Annotated in this window: 16 protein-coding genes; 6 read left to right on the forward strand and 10 right to left on the reverse strand. The window is 41.9% G+C overall.

Annotated elements, in window-relative coordinates:
- Positions 1 to 103 precede the first annotated feature (103 nt).
- The 9 genes from ACWATR_RS37320 to ACWATR_RS37360 form a co-directional block, all read right to left on the reverse strand.
- Positions 104 to 265 (reverse strand): hypothetical protein, encoded by a 162-nt coding sequence (locus ACWATR_RS37320; protein WP_460344572.1) that lies wholly within the window; start codon positions 263 to 265, stop codon positions 104 to 106.
- A 64-nt stretch (positions 266 to 329) separates the two neighbouring features.
- Positions 330 to 1,544, reverse strand: a complete 1,215-nt coding sequence (locus tag ACWATR_RS37325; protein WP_460344575.1) for an RNA-guided endonuclease InsQ/TnpB family protein — start codon at positions 1,542 to 1,544, stop codon at positions 330 to 332.
- Between the two features lie 42 nt (positions 1,545 to 1,586).
- Positions 1,587 to 1,727, reverse strand: coding sequence for a hypothetical protein (locus ACWATR_RS37330; RefSeq protein WP_190901864.1), 141 nt, complete (start codon positions 1,725 to 1,727; stop codon positions 1,587 to 1,589).
- A complete protein-coding gene (locus ACWATR_RS37335; RefSeq protein ID WP_460344579.1) occupies positions 1,724 to 1,993 on the reverse strand; it encodes a hypothetical protein in 270 nt (89 codons plus the stop codon). Before ACWATR_RS37335 ends, ACWATR_RS37330 begins: the two co-directional genes overlap by 4 nt.
- Positions 1,994 to 2,058: 65 nt before the next feature.
- Complete coding sequence (locus ACWATR_RS37340) at positions 2,059 to 2,817, reverse strand: hypothetical protein (RefSeq protein WP_460344582.1); 759 nt, start codon at positions 2,815 to 2,817, stop codon at positions 2,059 to 2,061.
- Positions 2,818 to 2,987: 170 nt separating this feature from the next.
- Complete coding sequence (locus tag ACWATR_RS37345) at positions 2,988 to 3,233, reverse strand: hypothetical protein (protein WP_460344585.1); 246 nt, start codon at positions 3,231 to 3,233, stop codon at positions 2,988 to 2,990.
- Positions 3,233 to 3,445: a hypothetical protein gene (locus tag ACWATR_RS37350; RefSeq protein WP_460344588.1), complete on the reverse strand. Its 213-nt coding sequence runs from the start codon at positions 3,443 to 3,445 to the stop codon at positions 3,233 to 3,235. Before ACWATR_RS37350 ends, ACWATR_RS37345 begins: the two co-directional genes overlap by 1 nt.
- A gap of 67 nt (positions 3,446 to 3,512) precedes the next feature.
- On the reverse strand, positions 3,513 to 3,929 hold the full coding sequence (locus tag ACWATR_RS37355) for a hypothetical protein (protein ID WP_460344591.1): 417 nt from the start codon (positions 3,927 to 3,929) through the stop codon (positions 3,513 to 3,515).
- Between the two features lie 286 nt (positions 3,930 to 4,215).
- The gene (locus ACWATR_RS37360) at positions 4,216 to 4,782 is read right to left on the reverse strand and encodes a hypothetical protein (protein WP_460344594.1); all 567 of its coding nucleotides are present in this window, start codon (positions 4,780 to 4,782) and stop codon (positions 4,216 to 4,218) included.
- A gap of 539 nt (positions 4,783 to 5,321) precedes the next feature.
- Here ACWATR_RS37360 and ACWATR_RS37365 point away from each other — a divergent pair.
- The 6 genes from ACWATR_RS37365 (at position 5,322) to ACWATR_RS37390 (ending at position 11,242) form a co-directional block, all read left to right on the forward strand.
- The gene (locus tag ACWATR_RS37365; RefSeq protein WP_460344597.1) at positions 5,322 to 5,552 is read left to right on the forward strand and encodes a hypothetical protein; all 231 of its coding nucleotides are present in this window, start codon (positions 5,322 to 5,324) and stop codon (positions 5,550 to 5,552) included.
- A gap of 294 nt (positions 5,553 to 5,846) precedes the next feature.
- On the forward strand, positions 5,847 to 6,680 hold the full coding sequence (locus ACWATR_RS37370; protein WP_460344600.1) for a hypothetical protein: 834 nt from the start codon (positions 5,847 to 5,849) through the stop codon (positions 6,678 to 6,680).
- A gap of 81 nt (positions 6,681 to 6,761) precedes the next feature.
- Entirely contained in the window at positions 6,762 to 8,357 is a 1,596-nt protein-coding gene (locus ACWATR_RS37375) for a hypothetical protein (RefSeq protein ID WP_460344603.1), read from the forward strand.
- Positions 8,358 to 8,462: 105 nt separating this feature from the next.
- Positions 8,463 to 9,686: a hypothetical protein gene (locus ACWATR_RS37380; protein WP_460344606.1), complete on the forward strand. Its 1,224-nt coding sequence runs from the start codon at positions 8,463 to 8,465 to the stop codon at positions 9,684 to 9,686.
- Positions 9,687 to 9,827: 141 nt separating this feature from the next.
- Complete coding sequence (locus tag ACWATR_RS37385; RefSeq protein WP_460344609.1) at positions 9,828 to 10,403, forward strand: hypothetical protein; 576 nt, start codon at positions 9,828 to 9,830, stop codon at positions 10,401 to 10,403.
- Positions 10,404 to 10,564: 161 nt separating this feature from the next.
- Complete coding sequence (locus ACWATR_RS37390; RefSeq protein ID WP_460344612.1) at positions 10,565 to 11,242, forward strand: coiled-coil domain-containing protein; 678 nt, start codon at positions 10,565 to 10,567, stop codon at positions 11,240 to 11,242.
- 71 nt (positions 11,243 to 11,313) lie between these two features.
- Here the strand turns inward: ACWATR_RS37390 and ACWATR_RS37395 are convergent.
- The coding region (locus tag ACWATR_RS37395) for a GUN4 domain-containing protein (protein WP_460344615.1) at positions 11,314 to 11,807 on the reverse strand (494 nt) is incomplete at its 5' end.

Here is an 11,807-nt window from a genome sequence, read left to right on the forward strand (position 1 = left end):
GTAATAGTCTCCTAAAAAGCGTTCACTTGTTAATGCAATCAAATTTATTCTTGACCAAAGATTCATCTTTTTTTTTCCCTAATTTGAAGTATGATTTCTCTTCTCAATTCAGTTCAGGCAATTGTGCAAGCGCTCCTTCCATCCATGCTTGAATCGCTTCCGTCTCAGAGACACCTCGTAATACAGCATCGATTACGTGTTTTTGATAAGAGTTAGCAGCATAATCAGGATGTCCAAACTTATTACCAGCCCAAGCCAAACACATAGTTTTCACTAGCTCATCAATTTGAAGATAATCAAGCTCACTCGGACTCTTGACACTCCCCGAATTAGAAATTCGAGGATTCTTGCTTCACAGGGATTCCAGTGAATTTACCCTCAGCAAGCATCTTGACCGTATGCCCTACGGCTGCAAGCCCTCTTTGGAGAACTACTTGTGCGGCTGCGACATCTCTATCAGTGATATAGCCGCAATTTGAACAAACATGAGTACGAACAGAAAGCTCTTTTTTGCCTGTCTCAACTCCGCAACTAGGACAAATCTGGCTGGTTTTACGGCTGTCTACTTTCTGGAAATAGACACCACGCTTAAAACAAGTCTGCTGTAGTATGTTGAAGAATTGTCCAAACCCAGCATCTAAGCAATGCTTACCTAGCATTCCACGGGATAAACCAATTAGATTCAAATCTTCAACAAATACCATCCCGGCATTATTACAGATTTGATGGGACAGCTTTTTATGCCAATCTTTACGACAATTGACGATGTACTCATACAATAACGCAACCTTCTTTTGTGCTTTATGCCAATTATTCGAGCCTATATGTTTTCTAGAAACGCGCTGTTGCAGCAATTTCAGCTTGCACTCGGCATCTACAAAAAACCTCGGTCGTTTGACAGTTAGCCCCTTAGAAGTTGCGATAAAACTTGTTAAGCCTACATCAATCCCTATTGCTTCACCGTGCGGAATTAATTGTGGTACAGATACATTCCATTGCAAGATGAGCAACACATACCAACCAGAGGCACGTTTAACAATATGAGCTTGTTTTACGATATCGCTATCAGGTATTTCTCGTGATTGATGGAATTTAACCCACCCAATCTTCGGCAGTTTTATCTTTCCTTTTTGGATTGGATTAACCCCTAATTGTGGAAACAAAAAACTACGCATTCTCCCAGTTTTTTTGAATCTGGGAAATCCGTGTTTCCTTTCCCACATTGCAACAAAGGCTTGTTCAAGTCGTTTTAAAGTTTGTTGCAAAACGTGTACTGCAACTGCCTTTAGTTCTGGGTATTTTGCTCTAGCTTGGGTTAATGCTTTGCATTGATTGAAGTAGTTTGGTCGTTGTGTCTCAACAGGAATGATGTACTCAGAGCGTAGTGAACAAGCATTAATCTGACAAGAACGAGATTTAATCCAGTCTTTGCGTTCTGCCAAAGCATAGTTATAGACACGGCGACATTGTTCTAACCAGTCTTCAAACATTGCAATTTGGGCGCGAGTAGGTTTAAGTTTAAATTCGTAGGTCAGATTAAACACTTGAACTATCTCCTAATCCTTTTTGATTACCCTACCAAATACCTAATGATCTGCGGATCTATGGCAGCAATCCGCTTTTTCTTTTTGGAGCCATTCAATTGTTTCAAGCAGTTCTTTTTTGCTCCAAGCCGCAGTGGATGGTGGTAGTAGAGCGATGGGCATAGAACCTGTTAGTTGTTTCATAAATCCTCTAATTCTCCAACACCTGAATCAGTTGCCACCTTCTTTTGGGATTTGGCTTTACTGATTTGAAATTCATTAGCTTTTATTACGGGTATTGCTGCACTTTTTACGGCTGCTTTTGCTTGGTAATAAAGAAATTGAACTACACCTGGAGCATCTTCCTCTTCTTCGACTTGCGCCCATAAAGAACAACCTAATTCGATTGATTCGTAGTTCCCTAAGTTGAACTTTCTCGAATAACTAATGGAGACAGTACCGATTTTCATTACTCGTTTTTGCTGCTAATTTATTTAGTGGCGACTCAAAGGTGAATCGCCTTTTTCGTGTTTAATTACCGCTTGTTACCTTGCGGCATAACAGTCTGATTCTGTCCTTGCAGAGATGCCCGTACCTCAGTTTCCGAAACCGGGGGTAATGCTGGTGCTGTAACAGCATTACTAGCCCAGCGTTCGTAAGTATCATTTGTTACCCAATGAACTGTTGCCCCAGATTCCGCACCGCTACGAATCATTTCGGCAGCCTCCAACGCATCTTTCTCAAAGTCAGACTGAGGATTGCGATAGCTCCACTGAATGAACCAGTATGTTCCAAGCGTCCCTTCCACTTTCTGAAATTCGGCGCAGAAAATGTAGTTTTTGAGTACGCTAGCGATCGCCTGATAACAGAACTCTTTGGGATCTCCCGGCATCCCTTCCTCGCACCACTGCTGGAAAGCACGATGGGCGAAGTGGTTGTACAGTCCAGCGAAATTATCTTTACTGCGGCGGTGGATCAGAAAACTAAGCAGCATCGACGCTGGCCCTTTGAATTGTTCTTTGAGTCCTCCTGCCACTGGAATCACCCACAACTCGGTAAACGGTTCGTTGGTGAAGTTTTCGTTGATGGTCAAGGCACGGTCAGGGCGAGAAATAGCGATCGCAAAGTCAGCCTTGTTACCTTTAAGATATCCTCCTGCTTGTGCTTCTAGAATTGTCAATTTTGGGGGACAATCGAGAAGAAATTGCCCGTACTCTTTAGCGCAATTCGCTTGTAGTTTCGGTTGGCTGGGTGGAATGAGAAAAACGCTGTTGTTGATTTTGATGGTTTCCATAATTACGTTGTTGTTATTGAAAATTGCGTTGATATTGGATAGTGTTCGACTTAGTTATGTATGACAATGCCGGGGATTGTTTTTAACTCGTATTTCAGCACCTCGATTTGATATAGTAGCTTTTTAATCTCTGCTTCTAGAAGTGTTTTCAATTCCTGCGGTTTGAGCAATTAAATCTCATTCTCTAAGTGATTTTCTTCATTATTATCAACCATTTCAATGCTGAGTATTTGAGATAAATCGCTAGCTTTTACACTAATAATTCCTGGTTGAATTTCAGTAGATAATTCCTCAATCATTGAATGAAATCCAGGGTCTTTATCATTTATTTCAACCTCAATCAAACCTGCATCATTCGATATAACAGTTGCCCAACTTGGCAAACTTTGAGAAATACTGGTTGCATAGAGTTTCATTATTTTGATTCCTGATTAAACTTGATTTCAACAACTTCTTCGACACACCCCATTGCCTCGCCCAAGTAATGCAATGTATCGCCTACGTGAGTTGCTGCTTCTGGATCAATCTTCTTGTCTGCAATCAACTTGAGCCAATTTTCATCTTGAGCGATCGCTTGAATCTTGAGATAGCACGAGTTGAACTCTTGTAGGATTTCTATGGGTGACATTGTTATATTGGTGATGTAAGTAAAACAGTCTTATTGAGGAAGTGGGCAGCAACGCCCACCCCGTTTCTTACGCTGCAACCAAATGTTTTGCTTGTGGAACGTACCTCTTTAATCGCTCCCACTCGTCATTTGTCAGCGAATCGAATTCCTTATCTAGCAACTCTTCTTCCGTGAGTGGTTGTTCTGTAGTCGCTGTAAAGTAGCCTGTCATCGTCATAAATTCATCCAACCCAATTGCTGCATCAACCGGCTCGGCGTATCGAAGAGAATCCACTCCGTTTGACCAATGGGTGATGTATTGAAATATCACCCCAATCATCGAATCGGCTTTATAGACTCGATAATTTCTGGGGCAAGCTCCATTAACGTAAACCAGTTTGTATCCAGGAATCTTTTGCACCTCTGCATTGGGGTCTGTTGGAGGCAACAGTATCTTCTCAAGAGACTCTTCCAATTCCGTTTGTTGAAGAAATGTGGTAATCATAGTCTGTGTGCCATGATGATTTAAATTGTCATAAATTTCGTTGTAGAGGCGATCGCATAACTCTAGGGCTGCGATCGCTTTTTCTCACTTGCAGTACTAAGGATTTCTTACACCTCTGCATTCGCATCTGTAGCAGGTAGGAGAATTCTCTTAGCAGTCATAGAAACCCGAATCTGAAAGTGTGATGTTACTTGCTGTGTTATATGCAATGATTATTTGTAATTGCAGCATATAGGTGGCGATTGCAGTTGTCTTGGTGTGCAATCGCCTTTTCTACCTTCAGCAACTAAGCCGCTACTGCCGTTCGGACTCCCAACGATGCAATCACATCTTTTGCACTGCCAGCAACCCGATTTACCCCGTACTGTCTTGGTCGAGTGTACCAGCCCTGGTGATTGCACCCGACGAAGCCAACAAAGCGCCCGTCTTGATAGAGTTTGGTGCTGAATCCTAACCAGTCGATTTCGCCATGATACAGACCAAAAACAGTGCAGGCTTTCTCTAATTCATCGCTCAATCGTTCGTTTCGTTCTAATGGGGTTTCTGGTAGAGTCGCTTTGACCTCTGCAACTCTTGTAGCGAACCAGTTTCTATCAAATGGTAGCCGTCCAGCACCGACTAACTGCACCCAGACTGTAATCCCGCCTTCAATCCAGATAGTGCGGATTAATTCGGGTTCAACTTCGATAATCTCGCCAATGATGCGGCGATCTTTGCTGGTGAGAGGGTCTTGGGTTGGGGCTACAGCTTCGGCTTGGGATTCGAGGTGGCTGTACAGTTCTGCTTGGGCTAGGGCTTGCTCGTCACAAAGAGAACTAGGAATTGCTTGCTGTGTATGTGTTGTATAAGGCATAATAGAGTTCCTTGATAAAAGGGTAAAAGGCGATCGCAAACTTTGGACGGTGGGCGATTGCCTTTGTTATGTGTGCAAAGAACGTTGTGGTTCAGCACAACGCTTTCAAAAAGATTTGGCGTAGCCATATATTTGCGGCTCAAAGCCAGTGGCACTTGAGCAATACCAAAACAGGAGATACAGCGTATCAGGCGACGTGTACGACTCTTCAAAAGCTTCAACTGCCGTCGTCCTGCTGGTACTTTCTTATTCAGTGCAAATCCATTTCCCGACTGTGTACCCCTCGCCTTCTCTGGTTGTGCCAGTGCCTCAGTTGCTCCTCAAGCGGTCACTCTGGATTGTGCTGTCAAAGTTCTGTAGTAAGCGCATCTTTATTTACTAGGAGGCGTTGCGCTTATTTCCTCCTTCATATTTACTATGTTAGTACAAGTTAGTACGTTTGTCAATATAGTTAGTACGGAACCCCAGTCCAATATATTTCCTGATAGAATAAATCGTACTAACGGCTTGTGATAACCTAAAACAAAAGGAGATTGTCTATGGCTATTGAATCTCGTCTAACGATTCGCATTGAAGAGGATATACGGACAGCTTTTCGCTCTAAAGTCGAAGCGCAGGGCAAAACTGTTACAGATGTACTTTTAAAATTTATTAAAGAATATGTAGAGACAGAAAATTCGGAAAGTGGCCATGATGTAGCCCAAATTGAGCAAAGAGTTCAAAGACTTGAATCTCTTGTAGAGGAATGCCTGGGGGAATTAGTCGCCTGAGAGAGGAGAATACCACTCTCAGGCAATGGCGTGATCACATTATTAACACTGTTATTAAAGACAAACCCGCCGAGCATTAGGTGGGTTTTGTTTTTTATTGATCACAGCGTACTAACTCGTGCTAACATAATTTCTTAGTTATGTACGAGGTTATACAGTTATGAATCCCACGCCATCTTTATTTGAGTCACTAGAAAACTTTATTGACATATTTACTCTTGGACTAAGTTAAAAGCGATCGCCTCCCGCCAAGAAGAACAATCGCCCAGACTAATCCTTTAACAAAGAAATAGTATGTCTAATTTACCAGTTTTCCAGTTACTCCTCCAAGACAATCCCAACTTATTCAGCACAGAAGGCTTATCTTCATTGCTGCAAGACTGCCTTAGACTGAGATACCCCAAACGCCATAAGTTCATTTACCCTTCATTGTTAGACAGACAAGTTTACTTAGAGCTTGCTGGGCTTGGGAACGGTAATGCCAAACATGATGAAATTATTCATCGGATCATGACAGACCCTAAAGGCTGGTGTCTGGATGCTCCATCATCCGTACATGAAGGGGCGCGGTTCTACGAAAACATGGGTAAGATTTTTGGCCCTAATTTTGGTACTGAACTTTTTCTCTACCACACGATTAGAGATAATATTCAGGATATTCAGAAAAACTTGGCCATCTCTGGAGTCAGCCAGCGAAACATTTTAATCCGCGATCGCTTGTTCTCCTACCCGAAAGTAGAGGATCAACTGCTCACGCTGGAGAGCGATCGCATCATTCTTCAAAAAGCAGTTCCAGAAATCATCCAGTTTTTTGTCAGCCTTGTTCAGATCGCACCTGCATATAACTTGTTTTTGGTGAATAAGGACAAGAGAAATATCCACGCTTCAGTCACCACAGTTGAAAGTTATGCACCAAAGGCAGTCATTGCAGACATTTATGCTGAATCTTGTAACTGGGAGTGGGAGAAATTAGAACAGAACTGCTGGCGGGGAAAAAGTACTTTCAGTAAAGATCCAGACGAAGTTCATTTATACCTTCATCTTGATCACAAAGAGAACGAAATTATTTATTTTAAAGCGGTTTACCCGGACTTGAGCCGATTCACAAGGTTTGCTGAAGTCGCCTAATGCGAAAAGCCTAACGGCTCCTGCAAGTCCCTTACTAACTGCAACATTCCTAGTATTTACCATACATAGTGGGCAAGAGATATGCTGACACTAGAAAGAGAAGAAACATCAGCACTCGATTACAGCAACCTCAACACTAGCATTCAGGAAACCTTCACTGCCATCGACCGATTCGAGTGGCAAGCGGTAGACGAAATTCTTCAGATGAGAGAACAGCAGCTTTACCTGCAAGCTGGCTATAAAAATTTTGAAGAATACTGCCAGCATGAATTATACGCCTGGGGTGGATACCGACGAATTAACCAACTGCTAGGAGCCAAAAAGGTCATAGACGCAGTTGGCGAGTTGGGCGGACACATCAAAAACGAGCGTCAAGCCCGTCCACTGCTGCGGCTAGTCAAGGAACCAGAGAAACTAAAACAAGCTATAGCGATCGCTCTCAAAGATAACGCCTCCCCTGGTGAATCAGACTTTGCGGCTGCTGCAAATATTGTGGTTCCTCAACTTCCACGCAAAAAACAATCTATTCAGGAACCAATGGTTCCCAAACTTGAAGAACCAATGGTTCCTCAAAAAGCTATTGTCACAGTTTCACAACAGTCCCATCCAAGGTATGGAGAAGAGGGAACCATTGAGGCAGACGCACCAAATCGCTGGCAGCAGATTGTGACTTTTGCTGATGGCGAGAGGTTGTTGATCAACAATACTGATTTAGATGCCGCTAGTGTCCCATTTTCCAGAGGGCGAAATTATCCACCAGAATATAGGGAAGCGATCGCTGCTATTGAAGAACGCCATAAACAGGAGTTAGAGCGACTGGAGCAGGATTTGAGGATTGGTTTGCAAACAGAGGCCACAGCCAAAGCCGAAGAACAAGTGCAAGAGCAAATCCAATCTCTGCAACAACTCTTTAAACAACAGAAAGAAGAAAATGTCCAGTTACAGCAGCGCCTCTTGGAGATGGAATCGCTACGGCAGTTGGAGACTGAAAATCAACAACTCCAGCAACGTATTCAGGAACTAGAACACGCCGTACAACAACGCCCTTCTCAAGAATGGGGAAATACCATGACCCAACAGGCAACTAGAGCGTTGAACAAGCAGGTGAAACAGGCGTTAGAAAAAACAATTGATTTGCGATCGCTGGCCCAAGAACCCCCAAAAGAGAACGCTCAAGAATGTCTGCGACTCATGGGCATGGCATTGAAGAATCTCGCCAACGCTATGAATAACACCCAAGCACTCGAAGCGGCAGCAATCATTCTAGGGAGTGAACCTACACCTATTGCGATCGCTTACCGAGCCGAACAACTGGAAATGTTGCCCCAGGCAGTTAGTGACATTAGGGCAGTGCTGGCTAAACCTGGGTGTAACTGGCAGGAGTTTTGGAATGTTGCCCAAGAGTACGAAGTGATTAAATCAGACTACTGGGCAGAATTGACCAGTGAGGAAATAGAACTAATCAAATTTCTTGAAATTGCTTCTCATCCTCCAATTATCGGAAAGGGTTCTATCGTTGCCCATGCCGACCCCTACCGCACTTTGTATGTTGAGAGGGGTGAAGTAGTAGAGGATTTAGGCGAAGAGTTGATAGTAGCCTGGGATTCTTGGAAAGAGCAATCGAAAAAAGCTGATAGGTATTCACGAGACGAGTTGCGATTCTGGCAACCTCAATAGGCTTCCAGTGTATCGGTAGCTTTTTAGACAATCAAATACAAGTACCAAGCCCCGCAATCACAGTGGGGGAAATTTCCATGCGTCAACATAAGAGGAGATCGTAAAATGACCGCAACTATCACAAGACCCAAGCTCAAAAAAGCTGCTGTTAGCAAAAAGGAATCACCATACAAAAGACTTCATGTGATTATTCCCATAGAAGATATGCTCTGGACATCGCAGCAAAAGCCTTCAGTTACGCAGTTGTGGCAGGAGTGCTGGACGGCTGACCCTTATGGTTCCCGGTGGATGCCTCTGACTTCTGCTTTGGGGTACAGTACTTTTATCTCTGCGAAGAAAATTCTCTCCGACAGTGGGCTATTCATTTTCAAGCCGGACAAGTCAATTCAGGATGGCCGAGAAACGGCTAGCTGGATGGTAAGGAATTTGCACGGCAGCAGAATGAAGGAGTTCTGGGAGAAACCCAATGCTGAAAATCAGGAACCAGATTCTACAAAACAAGAATCAAATGCTGAGATTTCAGACAAAGATGCTGGCTCTGAAGAAATGGGTGCTTTGTATGAAGCATCTATTTCAGATCAAAGTCAGTCAGAGAAAGAGTTCCAGAAAGCCTCACGAACTGCTCAGGAACAGCTAACGAACTCTTCAAAAGAGTTCGTTAGCTGTGTCTCTGACACGCTTATACAGATTTCGCGTAAGGAGGAGACGGCTCACGCGCCCTTGGAGGTCGCGTCGCCTCAGTCTGTTCAAAGCGTGGAAGAGTTGGAAGAAGAGTTACCTGCGGTAACGGACTGTACGACGCTAACGCTCGTGGATGCTGCACCAAGTCAACCTGCTCCGTTGTTCGCTGAAAAGCAGGATTGTAGCGTTGAAGCGAGGGACTGTCATGAAGGTACTGGTTCCGCCGCGTCCGTCGCTCAGAATGAAAAATCTCTAAATTCTGCGATGCCTGCGGCGGGCGTAGCCATCGCAGATCAACCACAGGGGCAAGTGAAAGGAGGTAATCTCGCTTCGTTGATGGTTGAAAATTCAGTTTCGGGTGAAGGAGTCAAAGCGGATCATAGGGGTGAAACTTCTGCCGCGCCTATCCCCAGTGCTGAAAAATGGTCACATGAGGCAATTGTTGCAAGGTCAAATATGCGACCTGTAAGAAGGGAGAAACTAGATCGAGCGGCAAATTCGGGCAACAATCCGGGGTTTGAATTCTTGCAGGAGTGTTGGAATGATGATCCTGCTTTGCAGATTGTGATCAAGAAATTGCTGGCGAAGTATCCGCAGTGGGGGATTGCTTGTGTGGATGGGGTGATGGTTGATTGGAAACCAAATTAATCAGCAGTGGGATTACTAAAGACTTATCCCGCAAATGTAAGTCGTATTTTCACAAAGATGGCTATACTCATACTGCCAGCAATTAAACTTAATCTAGAAAAAGGTTGATATATAATAAGAGCCTTTGGAGAGAAAGAATATATGAGAGCGCGAGTGCTTGGTGAAGTCATCGAAGACTATGAATATGCTGTTTATCTATCACCAGGATATGAAAAAGATGTGCAATGGGGCGGCTATCATGTGACTATCACCGGGTATAGTAACTCTCATGGTTACAAGCAAGATCAAGGTAAAAAGTCTATAGTAACGGAGATATGGAAAGAAGTTAACAATGCCCAAGCATACAGCTTTTGCAATAAGATCGAAGGTAAGGATTATTGGATTAAGGCGAACTCACGAGATAAATTTGGAAGAAAAGTCTATGCAGTCTGTTTCAAAAGTAGATGTTTAGATGAGTTAGGCAAACAATTAAAAAATAAAGATTTTAAACGAGTAAAAGTTGATAGTAAGGTAAACTGCCACAAAGAAGTAGGTGGCAAGTGTTGGCATATCACTTTAAATAAATTTACAGAGGATGAATCAACTGTCAGACAACTATTTGATTCTCTGAAACAGAAAGACTGGAAACTCTGGCTTGTCAAAAAGCCATCTCAAGAATGCCAATATGATGCTCAAGGATGCAATCTGATCGATTGGCAAGAAATTACTCTATCTTGAGACTCTTCAATTTAAACAAATTATTAAATATTCTCAGTGTTTTCAACGAACTAAACGATATAACTTCTAAGGCAGAAAGCAATACTCGTAAATTTACTAATTTCCTAGAACTAATAACATAATTATATTTAACTCAAGTAGCAATGAAATATTTATGTCTAATGCACAATGCACAAGATTGGAAAACACCTTTGAATTACTTTGAAAAACCGATTGCAGAACTTAAAGATACTCAAGAAAAACTTCAAAATGAGCTAAAAGATTTAAAAAAACTAAAGGTAGATTTTGCTAGTTTACAGGAGCAACTAGCATCTACATTGGAAGAATTAAAAATATCGCAAGAAGAATTAGCTCTTACTAAAAAAGAGCTACAAAATCTAAAAGTTAATTTTAAAAATACAGAGGAATCAGTTCAAGATTTTAGTTCAAAACTTGAACAAGTAACTGATGAGTTTAAAAAGCAGATGGAGCAACAGAGCCAAGATATAAGTAATGAAACTCAAAAAGCTCTTAATGCTTTTAAAGAACAATTAGAAAATGGAACGGTTATAGTGCAAAAGTCCTTGATGTTACAAGGTAAAGACGACAAACATTGGATGAGATTTTATAAACTTGATAGCGTCAATCATCATTGCTTCCAAATTTGGACTAATGATAATACTTGGGAAGACAATATTAGAATAAAAGCTGCTTCATTTTTACAGGCTAGAGATGATAAACATTGGATGAGTTGCAAAGAAGAACATGATAGTTATGATGTTTTTCAAGTATGGAAGTTAGGTAATACTTGGCAATCTAGCGTTCGAGTTAGGGCTGCTAGACATATCTATAATGGTTAAAGATTACTTATTTAATTGATAAAATTTGAAGTTTTACAACTTCAACTTATCGCCAATTTGATACTATTTTCTCAGTACCAAGTTAAAAAGCTCTTTATCCGGTTTGTGACTCCACTGGTACTTCGACAACCTAAGCCTACTAACTTAGCAGTACAGGGAAAGTTCCCCTGGGGTGCTTCTAGGCTAAAAGTATAATCATCATAATTAAAGAATTTATGATGATTACTAATAAGTTTCATCCATCCAATTTTAACAGCAAAATCTTCAAAGCTTCTCTGTGAATGCAAAATACTTTTTTGCATAGTGAAACTGAAATGGCCTTCACTGTATTTTGACCAAAGATGGTTAATTATATAAAGATCATGACGTGGTATTTTTTTAATATCTCCATCAGCTAACCATCCCTCTTGTTCACGACCACAGGCTCGAAGTATACTAAAGTAAGTTATTTGATCTGCTTCTTTCCATTTCTGTTCTACTAATAGTTTCTGCAATTCTCTATAATCTGTGCCAGAAGTATAAGAAACAAAAGTTAATTCTTCTTTCAACTCAGCCATTTTAGAGT

The organism is Nostoc sp. UIC 10890, from assembly GCF_054786515.1.